This is a genomic window from Lapillicoccus sp. (assembly GCF_036559105.1).
In the GTDB taxonomy this organism is placed as follows: domain Bacteria; phylum Actinomycetota; class Actinomycetes; order Actinomycetales; family Dermatophilaceae; genus Lapillicoccus.
In genome coordinates, this window is record NZ_DATBTV010000061.1 from 1 (window position 1) to 25,656 (window position 25,656).

Annotated in this window: 26 protein-coding genes; 18 read left to right on the forward strand and 8 right to left on the reverse strand. The window is 71.2% G+C overall.

What is annotated here, in order from left to right; genetic code table 11:
• A partial coding sequence (pdxS, locus tag VIG79_RS07955) for a pyridoxal 5'-phosphate synthase lyase subunit PdxS (RefSeq protein WP_331884360.1) occupies positions 1 to 769 on the forward strand: 769 nt, incomplete at its 5' end.
• Between the two features lie 28 nt (positions 770 to 797).
• Here the strand turns inward: pdxS and VIG79_RS07960 are convergent.
• From VIG79_RS07960 to kynU, 5 genes are all read right to left on the reverse strand, one after another.
• Entirely contained in the window at positions 798 to 1,196 is a 399-nt protein-coding gene (locus VIG79_RS07960) for an SRPBCC family protein (RefSeq protein WP_331884363.1), read from the reverse strand.
• Positions 1,197 to 1,257: 61 nt separating this feature from the next.
• A complete protein-coding gene (locus VIG79_RS07965) occupies positions 1,258 to 1,773 on the reverse strand; it encodes a metallophosphoesterase family protein (protein WP_331884366.1) in 516 nt (171 codons plus the stop codon).
• Positions 1,754 to 2,719, reverse strand: a complete 966-nt coding sequence (locus tag VIG79_RS07970; protein ID WP_331884369.1) for a DUF3500 domain-containing protein — start codon at positions 2,717 to 2,719, stop codon at positions 1,754 to 1,756. The genes VIG79_RS07965 and VIG79_RS07970 overlap by 20 nt, the downstream gene beginning before the upstream one ends.
• Positions 2,716 to 3,798, reverse strand: coding sequence for a winged helix DNA-binding domain-containing protein (locus tag VIG79_RS07975; RefSeq protein ID WP_331884370.1), 1,083 nt, complete (start codon positions 3,796 to 3,798; stop codon positions 2,716 to 2,718). Before VIG79_RS07975 ends, VIG79_RS07970 begins: the two co-directional genes overlap by 4 nt.
• Positions 3,795 to 5,039 (reverse strand): kynureninase, encoded by a 1,245-nt coding sequence (gene kynU, locus VIG79_RS07980; RefSeq protein WP_331884372.1) that lies wholly within the window; start codon positions 5,037 to 5,039, stop codon positions 3,795 to 3,797. Before kynU ends, VIG79_RS07975 begins: the two co-directional genes overlap by 4 nt.
• Before the next feature lie 82 nt (positions 5,040 to 5,121).
• Here kynU and pdxT point away from each other — a divergent pair, with 82 nt between their 5' ends.
• From pdxT to VIG79_RS08030, 10 genes are all read left to right on the forward strand, one after another.
• Positions 5,122 to 5,718, forward strand: a complete 597-nt coding sequence (gene pdxT / locus VIG79_RS07985) for a pyridoxal 5'-phosphate synthase glutaminase subunit PdxT (protein ID WP_331884374.1) — start codon at positions 5,122 to 5,124, stop codon at positions 5,716 to 5,718.
• Entirely contained in the window at positions 5,715 to 6,476 is a 762-nt protein-coding gene (locus tag VIG79_RS07990) for a YebC/PmpR family DNA-binding transcriptional regulator (protein ID WP_331884376.1), read from the forward strand. The genes pdxT and VIG79_RS07990 overlap by 4 nt, the downstream gene beginning before the upstream one ends.
• A gap of 110 nt (positions 6,477 to 6,586) precedes the next feature.
• Entirely contained in the window at positions 6,587 to 7,108 is a 522-nt protein-coding gene (gene ruvC / locus VIG79_RS07995; RefSeq protein ID WP_331884408.1) for a crossover junction endodeoxyribonuclease RuvC, read from the forward strand.
• On the forward strand, positions 7,105 to 7,698 hold the full coding sequence (gene ruvA / locus VIG79_RS08000; protein WP_331884378.1) for a Holliday junction branch migration protein RuvA: 594 nt from the start codon (positions 7,105 to 7,107) through the stop codon (positions 7,696 to 7,698). Before ruvC ends, ruvA begins: the two co-directional genes overlap by 4 nt.
• The gene (ruvB, locus tag VIG79_RS08005) at positions 7,695 to 8,843 is read left to right on the forward strand and encodes a Holliday junction branch migration DNA helicase RuvB (protein ID WP_331884380.1); all 1,149 of its coding nucleotides are present in this window, start codon (positions 7,695 to 7,697) and stop codon (positions 8,841 to 8,843) included. Before ruvA ends, ruvB begins: the two co-directional genes overlap by 4 nt.
• A gap of 351 nt (positions 8,844 to 9,194) precedes the next feature.
• A complete protein-coding gene (gene yajC / locus VIG79_RS08010; RefSeq protein ID WP_331884382.1) occupies positions 9,195 to 9,533 on the forward strand; it encodes a preprotein translocase subunit YajC in 339 nt (112 codons plus the stop codon).
• Positions 9,534 to 9,536: 3 nt separating this feature from the next.
• The gene (gene secD, locus VIG79_RS08015) at positions 9,537 to 11,387 is read left to right on the forward strand and encodes a protein translocase subunit SecD (protein WP_331884384.1); all 1,851 of its coding nucleotides are present in this window, start codon (positions 9,537 to 9,539) and stop codon (positions 11,385 to 11,387) included.
• 1 nt (position 11,388) lies between these two features.
• On the forward strand, positions 11,389 to 12,564 hold the full coding sequence (gene secF, locus VIG79_RS08020) for a protein translocase subunit SecF (RefSeq protein ID WP_331884386.1): 1,176 nt from the start codon (positions 11,389 to 11,391) through the stop codon (positions 12,562 to 12,564).
• A 2-nt stretch (positions 12,565 to 12,566) separates the two neighbouring features.
• Positions 12,567 to 13,097, forward strand: coding sequence for an adenine phosphoribosyltransferase (locus tag VIG79_RS08025; RefSeq protein WP_331884388.1), 531 nt, complete (start codon positions 12,567 to 12,569; stop codon positions 13,095 to 13,097).
• A gap of 55 nt (positions 13,098 to 13,152) precedes the next feature.
• A complete protein-coding gene (locus VIG79_RS08030; RefSeq protein ID WP_331884390.1) occupies positions 13,153 to 15,468 on the forward strand; it encodes a bifunctional (p)ppGpp synthetase/guanosine-3',5'-bis(diphosphate) 3'-pyrophosphohydrolase in 2,316 nt (771 codons plus the stop codon).
• Between the two features lie 191 nt (positions 15,469 to 15,659).
• Here the strand turns inward: VIG79_RS08030 and VIG79_RS08035 are convergent, their stop codons facing one another.
• The gene (locus VIG79_RS08035) at positions 15,660 to 17,333 is read right to left on the reverse strand and encodes a DUF349 domain-containing protein (RefSeq protein WP_331884392.1); all 1,674 of its coding nucleotides are present in this window, start codon (positions 17,331 to 17,333) and stop codon (positions 15,660 to 15,662) included.
• Between the two features lie 5 nt (positions 17,334 to 17,338).
• Positions 17,339 to 18,208, reverse strand: coding sequence for a peptidylprolyl isomerase (locus VIG79_RS08040; RefSeq protein WP_331884394.1), 870 nt, complete (start codon positions 18,206 to 18,208; stop codon positions 17,339 to 17,341).
• Positions 18,209 to 18,353: 145 nt separating this feature from the next.
• Between VIG79_RS08040 and VIG79_RS08045 the strand changes: the two genes are divergently transcribed.
• On the forward strand, positions 18,354 to 19,067 hold the full coding sequence (locus tag VIG79_RS08045) for an MBL fold metallo-hydrolase (protein ID WP_331884396.1): 714 nt from the start codon (positions 18,354 to 18,356) through the stop codon (positions 19,065 to 19,067).
• Positions 19,064 to 20,434, forward strand: a complete 1,371-nt coding sequence (gene hisS, locus VIG79_RS08050; protein WP_331884398.1) for a histidine--tRNA ligase — start codon at positions 19,064 to 19,066, stop codon at positions 20,432 to 20,434. The genes VIG79_RS08045 and hisS overlap by 4 nt, the downstream gene beginning before the upstream one ends.
• Positions 20,435 to 20,595: 161 nt before the next feature.
• Here hisS and VIG79_RS08055 read toward each other — a convergent pair whose 3' ends face one another.
• Positions 20,596 to 21,234, reverse strand: coding sequence for a hypothetical protein (locus VIG79_RS08055; RefSeq protein WP_331884400.1), 639 nt, complete (start codon positions 21,232 to 21,234; stop codon positions 20,596 to 20,598).
• A 55-nt stretch (positions 21,235 to 21,289) separates the two neighbouring features.
• On the opposite strand from VIG79_RS08055, the gene ald reads away from it, so the two are divergent.
• The 5 genes from ald to scpB form a co-directional block, all read left to right on the forward strand.
• On the forward strand, positions 21,290 to 22,405 hold the full coding sequence (ald, locus tag VIG79_RS08060) for an alanine dehydrogenase (RefSeq protein ID WP_331884402.1): 1,116 nt from the start codon (positions 21,290 to 21,292) through the stop codon (positions 22,403 to 22,405).
• Positions 22,402 to 23,334: a site-specific tyrosine recombinase XerD gene (locus tag VIG79_RS08065; protein ID WP_331884410.1), complete on the forward strand. Its 933-nt coding sequence runs from the start codon at positions 22,402 to 22,404 to the stop codon at positions 23,332 to 23,334. The genes ald and VIG79_RS08065 overlap by 4 nt, the downstream gene beginning before the upstream one ends.
• 84 nt (positions 23,335 to 23,418) lie before the next feature.
• Complete coding sequence (locus VIG79_RS08070; RefSeq protein ID WP_414672603.1) at positions 23,419 to 24,333, forward strand: ParA family protein; 915 nt, start codon at positions 23,419 to 23,421, stop codon at positions 24,331 to 24,333.
• An 8-nt stretch (positions 24,334 to 24,341) separates the two neighbouring features.
• Positions 24,342 to 25,211 carry a ScpA family protein gene (locus tag VIG79_RS08075; RefSeq protein ID WP_331884404.1) on the forward strand — a complete coding sequence of 290 codons (870 nt, stop codon included), beginning with the start codon at positions 24,342 to 24,344 and terminating at the stop codon, positions 25,209 to 25,211.
• The coding region (scpB, locus tag VIG79_RS08080) for an SMC-Scp complex subunit ScpB (RefSeq protein ID WP_331884406.1) at positions 25,204 to 25,656 on the forward strand (453 nt) is incomplete at its 3' end. The genes VIG79_RS08075 and scpB, both read left to right, overlap by 8 nt.

The window sequence follows — 25,656 nt, forward strand, 5'->3', positions numbered from 1 at the left end:
CGTGGCCGTGATGGCCCTCGAGCGCGTCCCCGCCGACATCCGCGCCCAGGGCGGCGTCTCGCGCATGTCCGACCCCGACATGATCGACGGCATCATCGAGGCCGTCTCGATCCCGGTCATGGCCAAGGCCCGCATCGGCCACTTCGTCGAGGCCCAGGTGCTGCAGTCCCTCGGCGTCGACTACATCGACGAGTCCGAGGTGCTGACCCCGGCGGACTACGCCAACCACATCGACAAGTGGGCCTTCACGGTGCCTTTCGTGTGTGGTGCGACCAACCTGGGTGAGGCGCTGCGCCGCATTACCGAGGGTGCCGCGATGATCCGGTCCAAGGGCGAGGCTGGGACGGGCGACGTGTCCAACGCGACGACGCACATGCGCCAGATCCGCGCCGAGCTGCGCCGCCTCCAGAACCTGCCCGAGGACGAGCTGTACGTCGCCGCGAAGGAGCTGCAGGCGCCGTACGAGCTGGTCAAGGAGGTTGCCGAGGCCGGCAAGCTGCCCGTCGTGCTGTTCACCGCCGGTGGCATCGCGACCCCCGCTGACGCGGCGATGATGATGCAGCTCGGCGCCGAGGGCGTGTTCGTGGGGTCCGGGATCTTCAAGTCCGGCAACCCCGCCCAGCGTGCGGAGGCCATCGTCAAGGCGACGACGTTCTTCGACGACGCCGACATGGTCGCCAAGGTCTCGCGCGGCCTCGGCGAGGCCATGGTCGGCATCAACGTCGAGGAGATCCCGCAGCCGCACCGGCTGGCCCAGCGCGGCTGGTGACCCGTCGTCCCGTCGGGACGATGGGTGGCTACTCGATCTGCTCCGCCTGCTGCTTGATGTTCGCCAGGGTCTCCTGGATTCCGTGCTCCATCTGGGCATCGCCGTCGTCGGCCCGAGTCGTGTGCAGGTGGACCTCGACCTGGCTCCCGTCCCCGGACGGCGTGACGTCGACGTAGCCGTGGTAGTCGTTCGGCCCCTCGGAACCCCACTCGACCCTCTGGGTGTCCTCGTCGACCCGGAACCACGCGTCGCCCTCGACCTCCCGGCCGCCGGGGATCTGCGCGGTCGTGTGCACCTCCTCGCCGTCGCCGCGCTTGGCGGAGGTCATCCGCGTGAAGTACTTCGGGAGGTTGTCCACGTCGGACAAGTAGTCGAACAGTGATGCCGGCGGTGCGTCGACCGTCGTCGAACCTGTGAAGTCACCCATGTCCTCAGTAGAACTCGGCCAGGGTGCTGCCGCATGTCGAGCGAGGCGGCGGTCGGGCCAGTCAGGTGACGTCGACGATGTCGACACTCCGGATCCGCCCGTCCTCGAGCGTCAGGACCGCCAACGTCCCGTGCGGCTGGCTCCGCCGGTCCGTCGGCGACCCCGGGTTGAGGATGCGGAACCCGTTCGCAGCCACGTCCATCGGGATGTGCGAGTGCCCGAACACGACGAGGTCGGAGCCGGTGAAGCGCCGTCGCAGCCGATCCAGTCGACCCGTCGTCGGCCCGCTGTCGTGGATCATCCCCACCCGCAGTCCGGCCACGTCCAGCTCCAGCGTCTCGGGGGCGCCCCAGGCCGCGACGTCCGGACCGTCGTTGTTGCCGAGCACGGCGTGCACCGGCGCGTAGGCGCCGAGCTCCTCCAGCACCCCCGCGGTGCAGACGTCGCCGGCGTGCAGGACCAGGTCGGCGCCGCGCAGCTGCTCCGCGACCGCCGGCGGGCACCGCTTCCACCGCCGCGGGGCGTGCGTGTCCGACAGGACGACGACCCGCAGCAGGTCAGCCGTGCGCCTCGGCATGGTGCTCCGCGAGCAGGTCGGTGCCCCAGTCGCGGCGCAGGTCGCGCCAGACCGTATGCGCGTGGTTGGCGCCGTCCTGGGTGTTGTCGTACTCCAGCAGGAAGGTCTCGCCGCGGACTGCGTAGTAGTGCCGCTCGCCGGGAGTGGTCGACCCGGCCCACGCGAACGTCACCGACCCGAGGCCCGCGTCGACGACCGCCCCCCAGGCCTGGTCGGCGACTCGTTCCGGCGCGCGCCCCAGGTACCACCGCACCAGTGCCTCGAGGCGTTCGGCCTGCGACCGGTCGAGCGCGTCGTGTCGCACGCCAGAGGGGACCAGGTCCGAGTCCGCCACGGGGTCGTGCCGGGTCGCGATGTCGTCGGGTGCGTCCGGTGAGACGACCGCTACCCCGCGCTGGTCGGCGTCCAACGCGCCGAGTAGCTCCCGGGCCAGCTGCTCCTCCTCGCGCAACACCTGCAGCCCGGCGTGCGGGCCGCCCCGCACGACGGCCGGGTTGGCTCCGAGGAAGGACGGGGTGATCGCCACCGTGTCGCCGACGACCGTGGCGTGGAGTCCCACGTGGTGGCCGCCCAGGTGCCACGCCCAGACGTCGTCGTCCGGGTCGCCGAGGACCCGGACCCAGTACTGCTCGGAGCCGCGCCGCTCCCAGCCGGTCCTGCCCACCGACCGCTCCACCTCGCGCAGGACGTCGTCGAGGGTCATCACCTGACGGGTCCGGTCGGCGCCCATCGCGCTCAGACTCACGTCGAGCAGGTCGTCGAGGTCGGCGCGGGCGGCGTCATCGAGATCGCCCACGGCAACGCCCGGACGCGGTCCGGGGAGGTACGTCCACTCCGTCCGGTCGGCCGTCGAGAACGGCGCGGCTGCTGCCGCTCGGCCGGCCGCGTCGAGGCGGTCGAGGAACTGCCGTGCTGCCGCTCTCAGGACCGCCGTCGAGTCGCTCACCACTCGACCGTAGCCGAGCGGAGGTCGAGAGCCCGGCCGAGGAACCGCGCATACTCCTCTGCGGCCGCGACGACGCGCGGGTCGTCGACCTCGAGGTCCGTCATCGAGATCTCGACGGTGACCGAGTCCGGGCGTAGCGTTCGCTGCCACGCGCCGGCGATGACCCCGTCGACGACGACCGCCCGGTTCCACGGGAGAGCCCGGTAGCCGTGGTCGGGGTGGGCGAGCGCGCTGCGGTCCTTGTAGGCCATCCCGTACTCGTCGTAGTCGGGCATGAGGAAGCTTCTCGTCCCGGCGAGCGGTGCAGCGTCCTCGACGAGCAGGTATGCGCGGCCGTCCGGTTCCACGGTGGTCACCTCGTCGCACAGCAGACTGAGTGCCTTCTTGACCTGCGTCACGGTGAGGCCGCTCCACGTCGTGAGGTCGGGGATGGTGGCCGGCCCTCGGGTCCGGAGGTACCGCACGACGAACTCGGCCAACGCCTCCTCGTCCGAGCGCGCCGGCGTCGGGGCCGCGCGCTCGTCGAGCAGGGCGTAGGTGTTCTGGTTGCCACGCCTCGCGCCACTCACCACGACGCCCTCGAGCTCGGCGTACATCATCAGGTAGGCCATCTGGAACCCCTTCTCCTCGGCCCACCCCGCCGGCAACACCGCGCGAATCTCGTTGCGCGTCATGTGGTTTCCGCCGGCCAGCAGGTCACCGACGAACCCCGCGAACCGGTCCATGCGCCTGGTGTCGAGGTCGAGGCTGCGGTACATGAAGGCGTTGGCCTGGTGTACGCGCTTGGCGGTCACCTGCAGGACCAGCCGGATGTCCTGCGCCGCCACGAAGTGCCATGTGGGGCGTAACGCGTGCACGCGCAGGATCCGCCCGTCGTCACACGCCGACTCCACCTCGTCGTCCGACCCGCCACCGGCGAGCCGCAGCCCGATCGCCCACCGCGCCATGGCGTACTCCTGCGCCTGCATGGCGACCAGGGTGGAGACCACGGCGGCGGGGTCGGTGAGCGGGGACCCGACGAGGAGCTGGTGCGCCAGCCGCAGCCGGCGGAGGTCGGCGAGGGCGAGCCCAGCCGTCACGTGACCGTCGCCCGCGCGCGGAACTCCTCCCGCTCATACTCTTGCCCGTCGACGACCTCGGCGACGGCGACCGCCGCCCGCGCCGCGTCGTGGTGCGAGACGTAGAGCGGCGCGAAGCCCAGCCGTACGAGGTCCGGTTCCCGGAAGTCGCCGATGACGCCTCGAGCCATCAGGGCCTGGACCACGGCGTAGGCCTCGGGGTGACGGACGGCGACCTGGGACCCGCGACGGCCGTCGTCCCGTGGCGTGGCGACCGAGTCCCCGTGGCCCAGGGCGTCGAGACACTCGACGAAGAACCGGGTGAGGGACAGAGACCGGGCCCGTACCGCCGGCACCGACAGCCCGTCGTAGGCGCTGAGGGCGGCCTCCAGGGCGAGGATGCTGAGCATCGGACCGGTGCCGACCCGGGCCCGGGTGATCCCGCCGGCTGGGTCGAACGCACCCTCCATGGCGAACGGTCGCACGTGCCCGTGCCACCCGGTGATCGGACTGTCGAACGTCGCCTGGTGCTCGCTCCGGACGTAGACGAATGCCGGGGCTCCGGGGCCGCCGTTGAGGTACTTGTAGCCGCAGCCCACGGCCAGGTCGGCGCCGTGGTCGTCCAGGCGGACGTCGACCACGCCCGCCGAGTGGCAGAGGTCCCAGCAGGCCAGCGCGCCGAGCTCGTGGGCGATGCGGGTCAGCTCGGGCAGGTCCCAGAGCTCGCCGGTGCGGTAGTCGACCGACGAGTAGGAGACCAGGGCGACGTCGGGTCCGAGCTGGCCCAGCCGGGTCGCGACCTCGGCGGGGGGCACCCGCTCGACGGTCAGCCCCGCGAGGCGGGCGGCTCCGTCGAGCACGTAGAGGTCAGTGGGGAACGAGTCGGGGTCGGTCAGCACGACCCGCCGCTGCGGGCGCATCCGGGCGGCGGCGACGAAGACCTTGAAGAGGTTGACCGAGGTGGAGTCGGTGACGACCACCTGACCAGGGGCGGCGCCGACCAGGCGGCCGATCCGGTCGCCGACCCGCTCCGGGGCGCCCCACCAGTCGGACTCGTTCCACGACCGGATCAGCCGGTCGCCCCACTGCCGCTCGGCCACGTCGGCCAGGGCGGCGGGCACGGCGCGGGGGAGCGCACCCAGCGAGTTGCCGTCCAGGTAGACCAGGTCGGCCGGGAGGGAGAAGAGCTCCCGCCGGTAGGCGTCGGCGTGCTCGACGTCGAGATCGGCGGCGCGCCGGGCCAGGTCGTCGGGGACGTCCACCCTCGGACGCTATCGGACCCCGGTGACGCCCGCGGCCACCCGGCGGCGGCTCGCGGCGTCCCGGGCGATAGCGTCCCCGGTCGTGTCCCGGTCCGCCCTCACCATCGGTGTGCTCGCCGTCCAGGGGGACGTCCGGGAGCACGTGCGGGTGCTCACGAGCCTGGGGGCACAGGCCCACGGGATCCGTCGCCCGACCGAGCTCACCGACCTCGACGGCCTGGTCATCCCCGGCGGGGAGTCGACGACGATGGACAAGCTGGTCCGGGCGTTCGACCTCTTCGACCCGCTGCGGGCCCTCATCGCCGGCGGGCTGCCGGTCTACGGCTCGTGCGCCGGGATGATCATGCTGGCCGACCGGATCGCCGAGGGGCGGCCCGACCAGCAGACGCTCGGCGGCCTCGACATCACCGTGCGCCGCAACGCGTTCGGGCGGCAGGTCGACTCCTTCGAGGAGGACATCGACTTCGTCGGTCTCGACGGCGGACCGGTCCGGGCCGTCTTCATCCGGGCGCCATGGGTCGAGGACGCGGGGGACGGTGTCGACGTGCTCGCCCGGGCCGCCGGTAGGATCGTCGCCGTTCGTCAGGGTGCCCTGCTCGCCACCTCCTTCCATCCGGAGGTCACCGGGGACGCGAGGGTCCACGAGCTCTTCGTCGAGATGTGTAAGGACGTGCAATGAGCGGCCACTCCAAGTGGGCGACCACGAAACACCAGAAGGCGGCCAAGGACGCCAAGCGCAGCAAGGTGTTCGCCAAGCTGATCAAGAACATCGAGGTCGCGGCGCGCACCGGCGGCGGTGACGTCGCGGGCAACCCGACGCTCTACGACGCTGTCCAGAAGGCCAAGAAGACCTCGGTCCCCAACGACAACATCGACCGCGCCATCAAGCGCGGGTCGGGGGCCGAGGCGGGCGCGTCCGACTGGCAGACGATCACTTACGAGGGGTATGCCCCGGGCGGGGTCGCGGTGCTCATCGAGTGCCTCACCGACAACCGCAACCGGGCCGCCGCCGAGGTCCGGACCGCCCTGACCCGTAACGGTGGCCAGCTGGCCGACCCGGGCAGCGTCGCCTACGTGTTCGACCGCCGCGGGGTCGTCATCGTCCCCAAGGGCAACGGGCTCACCGAGGACGACCTGCTCGAGGTGGTCCTCGACGCCGGCGCCGAGGAGGTCAACGACAACGGGGACACCTTCGAGATCGTCTCGGACGCGTCGGACTTCGTCGCGATCCGCACGGCGGTCCAGTCGGCCGGGATCGACTACGAGTCGGCCGAGGCGTCGTGGGTACCCAACCTCCAGGTGCCGCTCGACCTCGACGGCGCGCGGCGGATGATCCGCGTCATCGACGCGCTCGAGGACAGCGACGACGTCCAGGACGTCTACGCCAACGGCGACATCCCCGACGACGTCCTGGCGCGGCTCGACGAGGACGAGTAGGCCCGAAGCGACCCTCGGCGCGTTGCTCCCGGCTCCGCGACGTCCGCCCCGGTAGCGTCGTCCCGAACACGTGTTCGGTCGGTCGCTCGGCAAGGGAGGGTATGCGGGTGATGCGCGTCCTCGGGATCGACCCCGGTCTGACCCGCTGCGGCATCGGCGTCGTCGAGGGCGCCCCGGGCCGGCCGCTGCGGATGATCGACGTCGACGTCTTCCGGACACCAGCCTCGCTGCCGATCGCGGAGCGGCTGCTGTCGCTCCAGGTCGACATCGACGCCTGGGTCCGCCGCTACCACCCCGACGCGGTCGCCATCGAGCGGGTCTTCGCCGACGTCAACGTCGCGAGCGTGATGGGCACCGCGCAGGCCTCGGCGGTGGCCATGCTGGCCGCCGCGTCGCGCGGCATACCGGTGCACCTGCATACCCCCACCGAGGTCAAGGCCGCGGTGACCGGCAGCGGCCGGGCCGACAAGGCCCAGGTCACCGCGATGGTCACCCGCCTGCTCCGGCTCACCGAGGCGCCCAGGCCGGCTGATGCGGCCGACGCCCTGGCGCTGGCGATCTGCCATATCTGGCGCGGCGGAGCGCAGGCCCGGCTCGACGCCGCGGTCTCGGCCCGGACGGGATCCCGGTGATCGCGTCCGTCCGCGGGACCGTGCTGCGCGCCGGCCTGGACTCGGTGGTCGTCGAGGTCGGTGGCGTCGGCATGCTCATCCACACGACACCACTCACCGCCGCCGGTATGCGGACCGGTCAGACCGCGTCCCTGGCCACCGCCCTAGTGGTGCGGGAGGAGTCGCTCACGCTCTACGGGTTCGCCGACGAGGACGAGCGGCAGGTGTTCGAGACCGTCCAGACCGTGTCCGGGTTCGGGCCGAGGCTGGCCCTGGCGATGCTCGCGGTGCACAGCCCCGACGCCGTGCGCGGCGCGATCACGACAGGTGATCTGGTGGCCCTCACCAAGGTGCCCGGGATCGGCCGCAAGGGCGCCGAACGGATCGTCCTCGAGCTGCGCGACAAGATCGGCATGCCCTCGCCGTCGGTGTCGGTCGGCGACCGTCCGGCATCGGCGGCCTGGCAGGGTCAGGTGCGCGAGGCCCTGGTCGGGCTGGGGTGGACGGTACGACAGGCCGATGACGCCGTCGAGGCGGTCACGCCGCTGGCCGCCGACGGAGCGACCGTGTCGGCGTTGCTCAAGGCCGCCCTGCAGGAGCTGGGCCGATGAGCCCGCCGAACCGCGACGGGGACGAGCCGGAGTCGGAGGACGACGGCTCGTTCGAGGCGACCGCCCGTGTCGTCGACGCCCGACCCGACGAGCGCGACCGGCAGGTCGAGGCCGCGCTGCGGCCCCGGCGGCTGGCCGACTTCCCCGGTCAGACCCGCGTGCGCGAGCAGCTGTCGCTGGTCCTCGAGGCGGCCCGCCGACGCGGGACTCCTCCGGACCACGTGCTGCTGTCCGGGCCGCCAGGGCTCGGCAAGACCACGCTGGCGATGATCGTCGCCACCGAGCTCGAGCAGCCGATCCGGGTGACCTCGGGTCCGGCCATCCAGCACGCCGGCGACCTCGCGTCGATCCTGTCGTCGCTGGCCGAGGGCGAGGTGCTGTTCCTCGACGAGATCCACCGGATGTCTCGGCCGGCCGAGGAGATGCTCTACCTCGCCATGGAGGACTTCCGGGTCGACGTCATCGTCGGGAAGGGCCCCGGGGCGACGGCCATCCCGTTGGAGCTGCCCCCGTTCACCGTGGTGGGGGCCACGACCCGGGCCGGGTTGCTGCCCGCACCGTTGCGCGACCGGTTCGGGTTCACCGGCCACCTGGACTTCTACTCGACCGACGAGCTGGCGGTCATCCTGCGGCGCAGTGCCCGGCTGCTGGACGTCGAGGCCGACGAGGCCGGCATCGCCGAGATCTCAAAACGGTCCCGCGGCACACCGCGTATCGCCAACCGGCTGCTGCGCCGGGTCCGCGACTGGGCGCAGGTGCACGGCCAGGGGATGGTCGACCTCGACGCCGCGCGGGTGGCGCTGGCGATGTTCGACGTCGACGAGCGCGGCCTGGACCGGCTCGACCGGGCGGTGCTCGAGTCGCTGTGCCGCCGGTTCGGTGGTGGACCGGTCGGCCTCACGACGCTGGCGGTCGCCGTGGGGGAGGAGGCCGACACCGTGGAGACGGTCGCCGAGCCGTTCCTGGTGCGCGAGGGGTTCATGGTGCGGACCCCACGGGGCCGGGCCGCCTCGCCGCTGGCCTGGGAACACCTCGGCCTCACGCCACCACGGTCGGCGACCACCCCCGGGGCCACCAGCCCGGGGCGCTTCGGCGCTCAGGAGCCGCTTCTGCCGCTCGACCAGCCGGGCCGATTCGGCGGCTGACCCACCACCACCGCCTTCCAACCCGGCGTAGAACCCCGTTTCGGGCTCTCGAAGGGCTGCAGAAGCGCGTAGGACGTCGGGGTGGAAGCGAGGAGACGGTGCCCGGGCTTCGGCGGCTCACCGCCGTTCCCACGCCGGAGGCGGACGACATCGCGACGCGCGGGCATACTGGGACTTTGGTGGCCCACGGTCTCCTGACCTAGACTCTCGCGGGCGCCCCGGTCCGGTACGACCGGATCATTCGCGCCATCGCGGCACTCTCGCGGCCCCGGAGACGTTCTGGGGAACGGTGACCGCCACCGCAGGATCCCTGAACAGGGACCACCCGAACGACACGAAGGACGATGGTGCATGAGTGAAGGGCTGGCGACACTGCTGCTGCCGGCGATGGTCATCGTCCTCATCGCGTTCATGTTCTGGAGCCAACGGCGCCGGCAGAACGCGGCCGCGCAGCTGCAGGACAGTCTGAACGTCGGCGACGACGTCTGTACGACCTCCGGGCTGTTCGGACGGATCACCGCACTCGACGAGATCATGGCGACCCTCGAGATCGCCCCGGGGACCGTCGTCCGGTTCGACCGGCGCGCCATCGCGACGAAGGTCGACCCCAGCGGCCGGCCCATCACCGGCGCCGGCAGCCAGTCGCCCGCGACGCCGTCCGACTCACCCAGCACCGACCCCGAGAAGTAGTCCGTGGCCCTGAACCCCCGTACGCGCGGCCCGCGCCGCACCCTCGCGGCGCTGCTGGTCGCGATGGTCGTCCTGTTCGGCGGCATCGCCGCGGCCGCCACCTGGGCCTCGGCCCAGTGGACCCCGAAGCTCGGCCTCGACCTCGAGGGCGGCACCGAGATGACTCTCGAACCGGTCCTGGCCGACCCCTCCCAGCAGGTCAACCAGGGCCAGCTCGAGAAGGCGCGCGACATCATCTCGCAGCGTGTCGACTCCTATGGCGTCGCCGAGGCCGAGGTGACCACCCAGGGTGGGCGCAACATCGTCGTGTCGATCCCGGGCACGCCCGACGCGGCGACCCTCGACGCGATCCGCAAGCCCTCCCAGCTGCGCTTCCGAGCGGTCCTCGCCGCCGACGCGGGCTCGCCGCAGGCCGCCGCCACCGGTACCGCGACCGCGTCCGGGACCGCCACGACCGGCACCGGGACGCCGAGCTCCACGGCCACGACGCCCCCGCCGGCGTTCACGCCGGACTCGCCCGCCACCAGCGCGGCCACGTCCGCGAACCGGGCCATCCCGCAGGCCCTGATGGCCGACCCGACCCCGGCGCCGACCAGCGCGACCGCCGGCTCCGGTGCCGCCACCGGCACGGCGACCCCGACGGCCACCCCCACCGACGCGAGCGACCCCGCCTGGGTGACCCCCGAGGTCCTCGACCAGTTCACCAAGCTCGACTGCTCCAAGCCCGAGTCGGTCAACGCCGTGGTCGACGACCCGGCCAAGCCGCTGGTGACGTGCTCGGAGGACAAGAAGGCGAAGTACATCCTCGGCCCGGTGGAGGTGGACGGCACCGACATCGCCGACGCGTCGGCCGGCTACCAGACCTCGCAGAACGGCCAGCCGACCAACGTGGTCGAGGTCATGCTCAAGTTCACCGGTGACGGCGCGAAGAAGTTCGGCGACGTCACCACCCGGCTGGTCGGGCTCCAGGGTGTGCGGAACCAGTTCGCCATCGTCCTCGACAAGCAGGTCATCTCGGCACCGACCACGCAGGCCGCAATCACCAACGGCCAGGCGAGCATCACCGGCAACTTCACCATCGAGTCGGCCCGTTCCCTGGCCAACCAGCTGAAGTTCGGCGCGCTCCCGATGTCGTTCACGCTCCAGACGCAGGACGACATCAGCCCGACCCTCGGCAGCGAGCAGCTCAAGCTCGGCCTGCTCGCGGGACTCATCGGCATGCTGCTGGTCATCATCTACTCGCTGTTGCAGTATCGCCTGCTCGGGCTGGTGACCGTCGCGTCCCTGGTCATCGCGGCGATCCTCACCTACGGCGTGCTGACCTTCCTGGGCTGGTCGTACAACTTCCGGCTCACCATGGCCGGCGTCACGGGCGTGATCGTCGCCATCGGTGTCACCGCGGACTCGTTCATCGTCTACTTCGAACGCATCCGTGACGAGGTCCGCGAGGGCCGCCCGCTCGCCGCCGCGGTCGAGGCCGGGTGGGGCCGTGCGCGGCGGACCATCCTCGCCGCCGACGCGGTCAACTTCCTGGCGGCAGCGGTGCTCTACTTCCTCGCCGCCAGCAACGTCCGCGGGTTCGCCTTCACCCTCGGCGTGACGACCCTCATCGACCTCGCCGTCGTCTTCCTGTTCACCCACCCCGTCGTGGCGATCATCGCGCATACCAAGTTCTTCAGCAGTGGCCACAAGTGGTCCGGCCTCGACCCCGAACGGTTGGGGGCCAAGACCCGCTACGTCGGCCGGGGCAAGTTCGCCAGGCCGAGTCCCACCTCCGGAGCCAAAACCCCCGCCAAGACCCCCGCGACCGTGTCGATGACCCCGAGCACGTCGTCCCAGCAGGGGAAGGCCTGACATGCCCAACTTCGCCGCCATCGGTAACGACCTGTACACCGGGAAGCGGTCAATCGACTTCATCGGTCGGCAGAAGACCTGGTATGCGATCTCGGGCGTCCTCATCGTGCTCGCCCTCGTGGGCATCTTCGCCCGAGGCCTGAACTTCGGCATCGAGTTCCGGGGCGGTTCCGAGTACCGCATCTCCGGTGTCTCCGACACCAGCAGCTACGAGGAGAAGGCCCAGGCCGCGGTCGCCCAGGCCGGTATCTCCGGCAACGTCGTGTCCACCGTCATCGGCGGCAGCACCGTCCGGGTGCAGACCGAGGCGGCCGGCGACAAGAACGACCCCGCCAAGGCGGCCCTGGCCCAGACCTTCGGTGTCGGGGTCGGCAACGTCAGCGCGTCCCTGATCGGTCCATCATGGGGGGCGTCGGTCAGCCAGAAGGCGATACAGGCGCTGATCGTGTTCCTCATCCTCGTGGCGCTCGTCATGGCAATCTACTTCCGCACCTGGAAGATGGCGGTCGCCGGCCTGGTCGCCCTGCTCCACGACCTCATCATCACCGTCGGGATCTACGCGCTGTTCGGGTTCGAGATCACGCCGTCGTCGATGATCGGCTTCCTCACCATCCTGGGGTACTCGCTCTACGACACGGTCGTCGTCTTCGACAAGGTCCGGGAGAACACCGCCGAGGCGTTCCTCACCCGTCGCGTCACCTACACCCAGGCGGCCAACCTCGCGGTCAACCAGACCCTGGTCCGGTCGATCAACACGACCGTCGTGGCCCTCCTCCCGATCGGCGCGATCCTCGTCGTCGGCTTCACGCTGCTCGGCCCGGGCACCCTGCTCGACCTCAGCCTGGCCCTGTTCGTCGGCATCGCGGTCGGCGCGTACTCGTCGATCTTCATCGCCACGCCGCTGCTGGTCGACCTGCGCCGGAACGAGACGGCCGTCAAGGAGCTCGACAAGGCGGCGCTGCGGTTCCAGTCCCGCGAGAAGGTGCCGGCCGGCGCCGCGTCGCGGGACGCGGGCCCGGACGCCCCGGAGGACACGCCGCGGGACGCGGCCGTCGACGGGGACACCGACGAGGCTGAGATCTCCGACGTGCGGGCCGCGTCGTCGCGCGAGGTCCACAAGTGGGCCAGCAGCGGCCCCCGCAACCAGCCGCGTCGGACCCCCAAGTCGAAGCGCTGACGATGCCCGAGGGGTCGGTCACGGAGCTCGTCCTCAGCCGGATCCGCGACATCCCCGACTTCCCGAAGCCGGGCGTCCTGTTCAAGGACTTCACTCCGCTGCTCGCCGACGGCGAGGCGTTCGCGGCGGTCATCCACGACGTCGCCGGTCGGTATGCGGGTCAGGTCGACGTCGTGGTGGGGATCGAGGCCCGCGGGTTCATCATCGGCGCGGCCGTCGCCCACCATCTCGGCATCGGCTTCGTCCCGGTGCGTAAGTCGGGCAAGCTGCCCGGTCCCTCGCTGCGCGAGGAGTACACCCTGGAGTATGGTTCCGCCGTCCTCGAGATGCACGAGAGCGCCCTCCAGCCCGGGCAGCGGGTCCTCGTCGCCGACGACGTCCTGGCCACCGGCGGGACCGTCGCCGCCACCTGTCGGCTGGTCGAACGCGCCGGAGCGACAGTGACCGGCATCGACGTCGTTCTCGAGCTGACCTTCCTCGGCGGTCGCGAGAAGGTCGGCGACCGGCCGCTGTACGCCATCGCACCGCTCTGACCCGAGCGGCACCGCGCGCGGCGGGAGGCATGGTCGTCCCGACTAGACTCTCGACATGAGCGACGAGGTCCGCTCCGACGTGCCGTCGAGCGCATCCACGACGTCGCCCCTGGCGACGCCGGCTCGCATGCGCGCGCGCTTCGCGCGCTTCGGTGGACCCCGCACCGGCAACCCGGTCCTCGAGCCGATCCTCCAGACCGTCCGGACCACTCACCCCAAGGCCGACGTCGCGGTCATCGAGAGGGCCTACATCGCCGCGGAGGAGGCCCACCGGGGGCAGCTGCGCAAGTCCGGCGACGCCTACATCACGCACCCTCTCGCGGTGACGACGATCCTCGCCGAGCTCGGCATGACGCCGGCCACGCTGGCCGCCGCCCTGCTGCACGACACGGTGGAGGACACCGCCTACACGATGCCCCAGCTCCGCCGGGACTTCGGTGAGGAGATCGCGGGCCTCGTCGACGGTGTGACCAAGCTGGACCGGCTGACCTACGGCGAGGCCGCGCAGGCCGAGACGGTCCGAAAGATGATCGTCGCGATGGCCCGCGACATCCGGGTCCTCGTCATCAAGCTGGCCGACCGGCTACACAACGCCCGCACCTGGCGCTACGTCTCCAAGGAGTCGGCGCAGCGCAAGGCTCACGAGACCCTGGAGATCTACGCGCCGCTGGCCCACCGGCTCGGCATGAACACCATCAAGTGGGAGCTGGAGGACCTCTCCTTCGCAACCCTCTACCCGAAGGTCTACGACGAGATCGTCCGCCTCGTCGCCGAACGTGCCCCGGCCCGGGAGGACTACCTCTCCGGCGTGCGCACGCAGGTGGGAGACGACCTGCGCAGCGCCAAGATCAAGGCCACCGTCACGGGCCGGCCCAAGCACTACTACTCCGTCTACCAGAAGATGATCGTCCGCGGCCGCGACTTCGAGGACATCTACGACCTCGTCGCGGTACGCGTCCTCGTCGAGACGGTCCGTGACTGCTACGCGGCGCTCGGCGCCCTGCACGCGCGGTGGAACCCGGTGCCCGGCCGGTTCAAGGACTACATCGCGATGCCGAAGTTCAACATGTACCAGTCGCTGCACACCACGGTGATCGGACCCGAGGGCAAGGCCGTCGAGATCCAGATCCGCACGCATACGATGCACCGCCGCGCGGAGTACGGCGTCGCCGCGCACTGGAAGTACAAGGAGGACACGCGCGAGAGCAGGGGCGCGCTTCCGCCCAGTAGCGACAGCGGCGAGATGGTGTGGCTGCGGCAGCTGGTCGACTGGCAGCGCGAGACCGAGGACCCGAGCGAGTTCCTCGACTCGCTGCGGTTCGAGATGAACGTCGGCGAGGTCTACGTCTTCACCCCCAAGGGCGAGGTCGTCTCGCTCCCGGCCGGGGCGACACCCGTCGACTTCGCGTACGCGGTGCACACCGAGGTCGGTCACCACACCATCGGCGGCCGGGTCAACGGACGGCTGGTCCCGCTCGAGTCGACGCTGGAGAACGGCGACGTCGTCGAGGTGCTGACGTCCAAGGCCGACGGGGCGGGGCCGTCCCGCGACTGGCTCCAGTTCGTCAAGAGCGCGCGGGCGCGCAACAAGATCCGCCAGTGGTTCTCCAAGGAGCGCCGCGAGGAAGCGATCGAGCGCGGCAAGGAGGCGGTCGCCAAGGCGATGCGCCAGCAGAAGCTGCCGCTGCAACGACTCATGTCGGTCGAGGGGCTCGCGGGCGTCGCGGCCGACCTGCGCTACCCGGACATCGACGGCCTGTATGCGGCCGTGGGGGAGGGCCACGTCTCCGCGGTCCACGTCGTCAACCGCATCGTGCAGTCGCTCGGCGGCGAGGACGGCGCGAGCGAAGACCTGGCCGAGGCGACCGTCCCCACGCGTACCCGGACGCGTCGCGCCGGAGATCCCGGGGTCGTCGTGGTCGGGGCGGACGACGTGCTCGTCAAGCTCGCGAAGTGCTGCACGCCGGTCCCGGGCGACCCGATCCTCGGGTTCGTCACCCGCGGCAATGGCGTGTCGGTGCACCGCCGCGACTGCACCAACGCCGACTCCCTGCTGCGCCAGAAGGACCGGCTGCTCGACGTCGAGTGGGCGCCCAGCTCGTCGAGCGTCTTCCTCGTGCAGCTCCAGGTCGAGGCGCTGGACCGCAACCGACTGCTCAGCGACGTCACGAGGGTCCTCTCGGACCAGCACGTCAACATCCTGTCGGCGTCGGTGCAGACCTCACGCGACCGGCTGGCCCTGTCCCGGTTCACCTTCGAGATGGGCGAGCCGTCACACCTCGACCACGTGATCCGAGCGGTCCGCCGGATCGACGGCGTGTTCGACGTCTACCGGATCACCGGCGGCAAGACCCAGCACGCCCCGGTCTGAGCCCGGACCGGCTGAGGCCCCGAACGCGTCCCGGGCGGGGCCGATGGGGAGCAACATCGGGGTGGACACCCTCAAACTTCTCCCCGGTGCGCGTCAGAGTGCGTCAGGTGCTGCCGGGACGACACCAGCTGCACTCTGACCCGCACTCTGAGATGGAGAGGGGCGAGCCGAGGCTCCGCCCTGGCGACGCGTCAGGAGCCGAACTCGTCCAGGCCTCGGCGGGCCTGAGCCAGCAGCGCCTCCCGGGCCTCGAGCGCCTCGCGGGCTCGGCTGACCCGCTTGGCGTCCCCGGACGCCTCGGCCTTGGCGAGGTCGTCATGCAGAGCCCGCATCGCCGACTCGAGCTGGTCGGCCAGGCTCTGCGCGCGAGCGGCCGCCTCGGGGTTGCTGGACGCCCAGCGCTTCTCCTCCGCATCGCGGACCGCCTGCTCAATGCGGCGCATACCTTTCTCGGTCCGTTCGATGTCGGCGCGCGGCACCTTCCCGGCCTTGTCCCACCGGTCCTGGATGCTGCGCAGCGCCGACTTGGCGGTCTCGAGGTCGGTCACCGGGAGGATCTGCTCCGCCTCGGCGAGGAGCCGCTGCTTGACCTCGAGGTTGCCCTTGAACTCCGCCTCCTCCTTGGCCACGACGGCGTCCTTGGCGGCGAAGAAGGCGTCCTGGGCCCCCTTGAACCGCTCCCACAGGGCGTCGTCGTCCTGGCGACCGGCCCGTCCGGCCCGGCGCCACTCGTCCATGAGCCGCTTGAAGGCGCCGGCGGTGGGGGTCCAGTCCTTGCTCGTCGCGAGCCGTTCGGCCTCCGCGACCAGCTGCTCCTTCGAGACCTTGGCTGCGGCCTGCTGCGAGTCGAGCTGTGCGAAGTGGATCCGACGCGCGCGGTCGAAGCCGTTGCGTGCCGCCGAGAAGCGTTGCCACAGCGCCGTTTCGGTCGTGCGGTCGAGACGGGGGCCGGAACGCTGGTGCGCCTTCCACTCGTCGAGCAGCTCCCGCATACGGGCCCCGCTGTTCTTCCACTGGACCGACGCCTCGGGCTGGGCGGCGATCGCCTCGGCTTCGACGACCAGCCCCTCGCGGTAGGCACGGCCCTCCTCGCGGGCGGCGGCGCGCTGCTCGGCGTCGGCGGCCTTGCGCGAATCCACCGTCGTGGCGATCGCGGCGACCCGGTCACGCAGTACTGACAGGTCGCCCACCGCGTTCGGCTCCTGGCACTGCTCCGCAAGCCTGCTGTAGCCCTCCTGGGCGTCCTTCGGCGAGATGTCGGTCTGGGTGACCCGCTGGAGCAGCAGGTCGGCCGCAGCCAGCAGCTCGTCGTACTTGCGGCCGAAGTAGGCGAGAGCCTCGTGCGGGGAGGCGCCGGGGTACGAGCCCACGGGCCGTTCGCTGTCGCCGTCCTTGACGTAGACGACCCCGTCCTCGGCCACCCGACCGAACCCGGCGTGCCGGTTGGGCTCGGCGTGCCGTTTCGCGAACATCGCCGGAGTGGGCACCGGCCCGCTCGGTGCTGGCGTCGGTACAAGTGTCGCGGGCTCCGGTGTCGCGGGCTCCGGGGCCGACGGCTCGGCGGGCTCGGGCTCGGGCTCGGAGGGCTCAGGCTCGGAGGGCTCGGGCTCAGCGGGCTCGGGCTCAGCGGGCACCACCGGCTCCGAGACCGGCTCGGGCTCCTCGACCACGGCTTCGGGCTCTGGCTCGGGGTCCACCGCCTCGGGCTCAGCTGCCGAGGGCTCGGGATCGGCGTCGGCGACAGCGGCCTCGGGTTCGACCTCGGGCAGGTCCGGGGCCGAGGCCTCGAGGTCTTCGGGCGGGGAGGACTCGGACTCCAGCACCTCTGGCGTGGGCGGGCTGGGGGTGGGGTGGTCGTCGGTCATGGGCATCAGGCCTTCGGCTGCACGTCGACGCTGAGGATGCTGATCGGGGCGAGGGGGGACGACTGGTCGCTGGGGTTGATCCCGGCGGCGGCGATCTTGTCGACGATGTCCATACCCGCGGTCACGGTGCCGAAGATCGTGTAGCCGTTGCCGTCCGTGCTCTTCGGCAGCGTCGTGTCCTTGTAGACGATGAAGAACTGGTCGCGGTTGCTGTTCGGGTCGCCGGACTGACGGGCCAGCGCGACGGTTCCACGCGGGTAGACGTCGTTCGCCGGGACGTTCTCGACGCCGAAGTGGTACCCGGGGCCGGCGCCTGAACCGGTACCGGTCGGGTCACCGCACTGGAGCACCCAGATGCCCTGCGCGTCTCCGGTGAGGCGGTGGCAGGGGCTGTCGTTGAAGTAGTTCTGCTTCGCCAGGAACGAGAACGAGGACACCGCCTGCGGGGCCGCGCTGCCGTTGAGGTCCATGGTGATGTCGCCGCACGTGGTCTTCATCGTCGCGACGAAGGTCTTGCCCTGTGCCGACGCGAGGTCCGGCTGGCCGGTGACCGTCTTGGCGCCAGGCACGGCAGGAGGAGTGGTGCAGCCGGCAAGGATCGTGGGGGTGACCGTCGGGGTCGCTGAGGCGGTCGCGTCGCCGGTCGGCTCGGAGGTGGCCGTCGCGGCGGGCTCCGGAGTCGCCGGAGTATCCGTGCGGTTGGTCAGGAAGTTGGCCAGGAAGATGAACCCGCCGACCACGACGAGAACGCCCACCACGGCCAGGATGGCCTGCCTATCGCGCACGGACTGTGCCCTTCTCTCGGCGAGCTTCTTCTCGCGCTTCTCCCAGCGCCGACGCTCCCGGGCCCGGTCCTGCTCCTTGGTCAACAGCACCCTCCAGGTCGTCGGTCGCTCCCAGAGCAGACCGGCGTCGGCATGAACAGTGGGTCAGTCTAGGCAACCCCGCAGGTCACCAAGTGCGGGTCGGGTCACGATGCCGTGACGATGGCCCTCGGCACGCTCCCGTTAGGCTCCCCGGGTGCTGACGATCGCCTTCCCCGCGGCGGCCTTCGCGACGAACTGCTACGTCCTCGCGACCGGCCCGGGGGAGGAGTGCCTCGTCGTCGACCCCGGCATCGGCGTCGAGGACCGTCTGGCCGAGGTATGCCGTGAGAACGGGCTCCGTCCGGCGGCCGTCCTGCTCACCCATGGACACCTCGACCACGTGTATGCGGTGACGCCCGTCTGCGGGGGCGACACCGCGGCGAGCCTGCCCGCATACATCCACGCAAACGACCGCTACCGCCTCGAGAACCCCCTCGCCTCGATGGACGCCGGGCTGCTGGCCATGCTCGAGCAGGAGTTCGGACGGCGGGCCACCTGGACTGAGCCGTCGAACATCGTCGACCTGGTCGAGGGTGCGGTCCTCCGCCTCGCGGGTCTGGAGGTCGCCGTCGCCCATGCTCCCGGGCATACCGAGGGGTCGGTGATGTTCACCATTCCCGACCTGCCGTCGCAGCTGGGCGCGTCGTCCGCGCTGTCCGCGACCTGCGTGAGCGGGGACGTCCTGTTCGCAGGGTCGATCGGGCGGACCGACCTGGCCGGCGGCTCCGGCGAGGCGATGACGCGCTCGTTGCGGGACGTGGTCCTGCCGATGGCCGACGACACGCTGGTGCTGCCCGGGCACGGCCCCTCGACGACGATCGGGCGGGAGCGGGACACGAACCCCTATTTGCAAGGATTGACGGCGTGAGCGCTCCCACCGGCCGGGTGACCCCCATCAGCGGGTTCCCGGAGTACCTGCCCGCGGACCGCATCGTGGAGCAGCGGTTCCTCGACGTGATCCGGGAGACGTTCGAGCTGCACGGGTTCTCCTCGATCGAGACGCGGTCGATCGAGCCGGTCGAGCGGCTCAGCGCGCAGGGCGAGGACGCCGACAAGGAGATCTACGGCGTGTCGCGGCTCGGTGGGTCCCCGGACGATTGGAGCCCTGCCTCTGGCAGGGACGACGCGCGCTGGGGGCTGCACTTCGACCTCACCGTGCCGTTCGCGCGGTACGTCGTGGAGAACGCGGGTCGCCTGTCGTTCCCGTTCCGGCGCTACCAGATCCAGAAGGCGTGGCGGGGGGAGCGGCCTCAGGAGGGGCGGTACCGCGAGTTCACTCAGGCCGACATCGACGTTGTGGACGCCGGTTCGCTGGCGCAGCACTTCGAGGCCGAGATGCCGCTCGTCGTGGCCGATGTGTTCTCGCGCTTCCCCGTGGGCGAGTTCGTCATCCAGGTGAACAACCGGAAGATCCCCGAGGGCTTCTACCTCGCGATCGGGCTGACCGACGTGGTCGGGACGCTGCGCATCGTCGACAAGCTCGACAAGGTCGGGCCGGAGAACGTCGCCTCGATGCTGGAGGAGGCCGGAGCATCGTCGGAACAGGCGGCGGCCTGCCTGGCGCTGGCGGGGATCCGGTCCGCGGACCTGGGCTTCGTGTCGGCCGTGCGCGACCTGGGGGTGTCGCACCCGGTTCTCGACGAGGGGCTGGACGCGCTGTCGGCGGTCATGTCGACAGCGATGGAGTATGCGCCGGGCCGGGTCGTCGCGGACCTGCGGATCGCGCGCGGTCTCGACTACTACACGGGCACGGTCTACGAGACCGCGCTCGTGGGGTACGAGTCGTGGGGGGCGGTCTGCTCGGGCGGGCGCTATGACGCGCTGGCGTCCGACGGCCGGACCACGTATCCCGGGGTTGGGATCTCGATCGGGGTGTCCCGGATCCTCGGGCTGCTGCTCGGCCAGGACCTGGTGCGGGCGTCCAGGTCGAGCCCGGCGGCGGTGCTCGTCGCGGTGACGTCGGAGGAGTCCCGGGCGCGGTCGGTAGCGGTGGCGGGTGCGCTGCGGTCGCGCGGCATTCCCTGCGAGGTCGCACCGCGGGCGGACAAGTTCGGCAAGCAGATCCGGTATGCGGAGCGTCGGGGGATCCCCTACGTCTGGTTCCCCGGCGCCTCCCGAGAGACCGACAGCGACGAGATCAAGGACATCCGGTCCGGAGACCAGGTCGCGGCCGACGCGACGACCTGGGAGTGCCCGCCCGAGGACCTCCACCCGACGGTCGACCGCGTCGGCTGACTGACTGAACGCGGGCGTGGGGCCACGACTCGGGTGGGGCCAGCCGGCGCTTGGCCCGGCCGCAACAACTGACACCACGGTCGGTCGTTGCGGCCGACATCGGCAATCGGCCACCACCACCGACCGTGGTGTCAGTTGTTGTGGGAACCCCCGGCCCGCGGTCAGGCCAGGCGGGGCACCCGCGGCGACGTCTCGTCGCCGTCGACCGACACGCCGCACGTCGCCAGCTCCAGGGCAGCGAGCTGGCGAACCACGACCGGGTCGCCATCCCGGAACCGCCTTGCCAGGTTCGGACCCAACGGCGCCAGACGTCGCAACGGCTGGCGGGTCAGCGCCCGCAGCGCGAACAGCTCCATCGACCCCTCCGATCCGACCAACCGGGACGCCGCCGTCGCCCGACGCACGAACCGGATCCGGAAGAACGCCCACACCAGCAGCGCCACCACGATCGGCACCACGGCGACGACGATCCCTACCGTCCGCGCCACCGTGTCCACCGTGGACGCGACCGACGTCCCGACGTCGGCCAGCCGCTGCCCGGACCCCGACAGCGCCTCGAACGGCGACTTCAGCCCGTCGCCCACCAACGGGATGCCGCCCACGGTGTCGGCCGCGCCGGACATGTTGTCGCGGAACGAGCCACCGGCCGACGTCAACCCGTCGGCGGGACCTCGGAGCGTGGAGATCCCGTCGTCAACCCTCTTCCCGAGCCACACGGATACCGCGAGGAAGCACAGCAGGAACACGTCGACGACGATCTGGAACGTCCGGCGGCCGGAGGAGTCGGCATACCACTTCATGACGTCACGGTAGGGCGCCCGGCTCCGTCTCACCTGGTGGACTATCGTCGGCCGGATGAAGGTGGGGATCCCGCGGGAGATCAAGAACAACGAGTACCGGGTGGCCATCACCCCGTCCGGCGTCCACGAGCTCGCGCGCCACGGACACGACGTGTTCGTGGAGCACGACGCCGGCGTCGGGTCCTCCATCAACGACGACGACTACGTCGCGGCGGGCGCCAAGATCCTCCCGACCGCCGACGACGTCTGGGCCGAGGGGGACCTGATCCTCAAGGTCAAGGAGCCGATCGAGCCCGAGTACCACCGGATGCGCGAGGGGCAGGTCCTCTTCACCTACCTCCACCTCGCCGCGGACAAGGCCCTTACGAGCGAGCTGGCCCAGCGCCAGGTCACCGCGATCGCCTACGAGACCGTCGAGCTGCCCGACCACTCGCTGCCGCTCCTCGCCCCGATGTCCGAGGTCGCCGGCCGCCTCGCCCCGCAGGTCGGCGCGCACACCCTGATGCGGGCCCAGGGCGGCCGCGGGATCCTCATGGGCGGCGTCAGCGGGGTGTATGCGGCGAAGGTCGTCGTCATCGGCGCCGGCGTCTCGGGCATGAACGCCGCCGCCATCGCGCTCGGCATGCAGGCCGAGGTGCTCCTTCTCGACAGGGACATCAGCAAGCTGCGCTATGCCGACGCCATCTACCAGGGCCATTGCCAGACCGTCGCCTCGAACTCCTACGAGGTCGAGCGAGCCATCGGCGACGCGGACCTCGTCATCGGCGCCGTCCTCGTCCCCGGGGCCAAGGCGCCGACGCTGGTCACCAACGAGCAGGTCTCCCGCATGAAGCCGGGCTCGGTCCTCGTGGACATCTCCATCGACCAGGGTGGCTGCTTCGAGGACTCCCGCCCGACGACGCACGCCGACCCGACCTACCGGGTCCACGAGTCGGTCTTCTACTGCGTGGCGAACATGCCCGGGGCCGTGCCGCACACGAGCACCTACGCCCTCACCAACGTGACCCTCCCGTATGCGGTCGAGCTCGCCGACCACGGGTGGCGGGAGGCGCTCACCCGCGACCATCCGCTGGCACTCGGACTCAACACCCACGCCGGCGCCGTGACCTACGGACCCGTCGCGCAGGCCCACGGGCTCGACGGCGTCACCCTTGAAGAGGCGCTGAGCTGACGCCGCTGGACCGCAGCATCCAGGGCTGGCTGGACCACCTGCAGGTCGAGCGTGGGGCGTCGGTCAACACGCTCAGCGCGTACCGCCGCGACCTCGCTCGCTACCGCGTGTTCCTCGCCGGCCGCGGCGTCACCACCGCCGGGCAGGTCTCCGAGCGCGACGTCACCGAGTTCCTCGCGGCGCTGCGCGAGGGCACTGCGGAGCACCCGCCCCTCGCCGCGTCGTCGGCGGCGCGCACGCTCGTCGCGGTACGCGGTTTCCACCGGTTCCTGGCCCTGGAGGGCGAAGTGACCGCGGACCCCGCGAACGCCGTACCGCCGCCGCGGCCGCCGAGCCGGCTCCCCAAGGCGATCCCCGTCGAGCACGTCGAGCGACTTCTCGAGGCCGCGAGCGTGGGCGACACCCCGGTCTCGCTCCGCGACCGCGCGCTGTTCGAGGTGCTCTACGGCGCGGGCGCGCGGATCTCCGAGGCGGTCGGCCTGGACGTCGACGACGTCGACCTCGGTGGGGTGGACGAACCGGCGTCGGTCCGACTCCTCGGGAAGGGCGACAAGCAGCGGATGGTCCCGCTGGGCCGGTATGCGGTCGCGGCCCTCGACGCCTACCTCGTCCGCGCGCGCCCGCTCCTGTCCATGACCGGCCGCGGCACCCCGGCCCTGTTCCTCAACCAGCGCGGGGCCCGGCTGTCCCGGCAGAGCGCCTGGGGCGCGCTGCAGCAGTCGGCCACCCGGGCCGACCTCGGCGGCCACGTCTCGCCGCACACGCTCCGGCACTCGTTCGCCACGCACCTGCTCGACGGGGGCGCCGACGTGCGGGTCGTGCAGGAGCTGCTCGGCCACGCATCGGTGACGACGACGCAGATCTACACGCTGGTCAGTCCGCAACGCCTGCGAGAGGTCTATGCCGGGGCTCACCCGAGGGCGCGCTGATAGGGTCCACCAAGCGTTTTCAGCATGATGTTGTTGAGCTTCAGACTGGGAGAGGCACCGGTGACCGCAGAAGCGAACCCGCAGGTGTCGACGTATCCAACCGCTGAGCCCCACCCCCGCGAGGACCCTTTGCCCGGCACCGAGAAGGCCGGCGTCGGCGCGCTCGGTCCGACCGGCCGTCCGCTGCCCGAGTTCCCGGAACCGGCGCCGCTGACCAGCCACGGACCGGCCCGGATCATCGCCATGTGCAACCAGAAGGGCGGCGTCGGCAAGACCACGACGACGATCAACCTCGGTGCCGCGCTGGCGGAGGTCGGCCGCAAGGTCCTGCTCGTCGACTTCGACCCGCAGGGCGCTCTGTCGGTGGGCCTGGGGATCCGCACCAACGAGCTCGACGTGACGATCTACAACCTGCTGGTCGAACGCGGTCACGACATCCGCGACATCGTCCAGCCGACGCGTACCGAGAACCTCGACCTCGTCCCGGCCAACATCGACCTGTCCGCGGCTGAGGTCCAGCTGGTCGGCGAGGTCGCGCGGGAGCAGATCCTGGGTCGCGCGCTGCGCCCGATCCTCGACGACTACGACGTCGTCCTCATCGACTGCCAGCCGTCGCTGGGGCTGCTCACCGTCAACGCGCTCACCGCAGCGCACGGCGTGATCATCCCGCTGGAGTGCGAGTTCTTCGCGATGCGCGGCGTCGCCCTGCTCGTCGAGACGATCGACAAGATCACCGACCGGCTGAACCCGCGGCTTCAGGTCGACGGGATCCTCGCGACCATGTACGACAGCCGGACCCTGCACAGCCGGGAGGTCGTCCGCTCGGTCGTCGACCACTTCGGCGACCAGGTGTTCCACACCGTCATCAGCCGCACCGTGAAGTTCCCGGACGCGTCCCTCGCGGCCGAGCCGATCACCACGTACGCGTCGCAGCACGGGGCGGCCACCGCCTACCGCCAGCTCGCCCGCGAGCTGATCGCCCGCGGTGGGGCGGCCTGACGGCGCCCGTGGCTGAGGTCGTCACCCCTGGTGGGGTCCTGACGCGCCGTGAGGCGGTCACCCCGTTCGAGGTGCATCTCGACAACTTCGAGGGCCCGTTCGACCTGCTGCTCGGGCTGATCGCCAAGCACAAGCTCGACATCACCGAGATCGCGCTCGCGTCGGTCACCGACGAGTTCATCGCCCACATCCGGCGCGCTCAGGCAGCCGACACCGACTGGGACCTCGGTCAGGCGTCCGAGTTCCTCCTCGTCGCCGCGACGCTGCTTGACATCAAGGCCGCCCGGCTCCTGCCACAGTCCTCCGCGACGGATGACGAGGACTTCGCCCTCATCGAGGCCCGGGACCTGCTGTTCGCGCGGCTGCTGCAGTACCGCGCGTTCAAGGACATCGCCCGGGCGTTCGCCGACCGGATGGCGACGGCGGCGAAGATGACCGCCCGCCAGGCCGGGCTGGAGCCACAGTTCGCCTCGCTGCTGCCCGAGCTGGTCATGGGGATCACACCGGAGCAGCTGGCCATGGTCGCCGCCCGGGCGCTGACGCCCAAGGCGCCGCCGACCGTCGGCCTCGAGCACCTGCACGTGCCCCAGGTCAGCGTCCGCGAGCAGGCCGCCCTGCTCGTCGACCGCCTCCGCCGTGACCGCAGGTCGACCTTCCGCGACCTGGTGGCCGACGCGGACGAGACCATCGTCATCGTCGCCCGGTTCCTCGCGCTGCTCGAGCTGTTCAAGGAGGGCGCCATCGCCTTCGACCAGCCGGAGGCACTGGGGGCGCTCACGGTCCGGTGGACGGGCAGTGACGCGGGCGAGGTGGACGTGAGCGAAGAGTTCGACGAGCCAGAGGACGAGCGTGAGCCTGGAGACGACGACCGTGAGTGACTGGACCCGAGACGCAGACCCCGTCGCCGCGGAGGACGGGGCCTCCGGCGACGTCGCCGAGAGCCCGGGCTTCGACGTCGCGACGTTCCCCGGCGGCGCGAAGTCGGCCATCGAGGCGGTGCTCATGGTCGTCGACGAACCGGTGTCGTCGGCCTCGCTCGCCTCGGCGCTGGAGGTGACCCTCGACGAGGTCAACGCCGCCCTCAGCGAGCTCGAGGAGGAGTATGCGGCGGCCCACCGCGGCTTCACCCTGCGCAGCGTCGGGGGTGGCTGGCGGGTCTACAGCCGGGCCGACTACGCGCCGGTCGTCGAGAAGTTCCTCCTCGACGGGCAGCAGGCCCGGCTGACCCAGGCCGCCCTCGAGACCCTCGCCGTGATCGCCTACCGCCAGCCGGTCAGCCGCGGCCGGGTGAGCGCGATCCGCGGGGTGAACGTCGACGGGGTG

Coding starts and splice junctions, on each gene's coding strand:
- VIG79_RS07960 (WP_331884363.1), bottom strand. CDS start 1,196: ATGGGTGACTTCACAGGTTCGACGACGGTCGACGCACCGCCGGCATCA.
- VIG79_RS07965 (WP_331884366.1), bottom strand. CDS start 1,773: ATGCCGAGGCGCACGGCTGACCTGCTGCGGGTCGTCGTCCTGTCGGAC.
- VIG79_RS07990 (WP_331884376.1), top strand. CDS start 5,715: ATGAGCGGCCACTCCAAGTGGGCGACCACGAAACACCAGAAGGCGGCC.
- ruvC (WP_331884408.1), top strand. CDS start 6,587: ATGCGCGTCCTCGGGATCGACCCCGGTCTGACCCGCTGCGGCATCGGC.
- ruvB (WP_331884380.1), top strand. CDS start 7,695: ATGAGCCCGCCGAACCGCGACGGGGACGAGCCGGAGTCGGAGGACGAC.
- yajC (WP_331884382.1), top strand. CDS start 9,195: ATGAGTGAAGGGCTGGCGACACTGCTGCTGCCGGCGATGGTCATCGTC.
- secF (WP_331884386.1), top strand. CDS start 11,389: ATGCCCAACTTCGCCGCCATCGGTAACGACCTGTACACCGGGAAGCGG.
- VIG79_RS08025 (WP_331884388.1), top strand. CDS start 12,567: ATGCCCGAGGGGTCGGTCACGGAGCTCGTCCTCAGCCGGATCCGCGAC.
- VIG79_RS08030 (WP_331884390.1), top strand. CDS start 13,153: ATGAGCGACGAGGTCCGCTCCGACGTGCCGTCGAGCGCATCCACGACG.
- VIG79_RS08035 (WP_331884392.1), bottom strand. CDS start 17,333: ATGACCGACGACCACCCCACCCCCAGCCCGCCCACGCCAGAGGTGCTG.
- VIG79_RS08055 (WP_331884400.1), bottom strand. CDS start 21,234: ATGAAGTGGTATGCCGACTCCTCCGGCCGCCGGACGTTCCAGATCGTC.
- ald (WP_331884402.1), top strand. CDS start 21,290: ATGAAGGTGGGGATCCCGCGGGAGATCAAGAACAACGAGTACCGGGTG.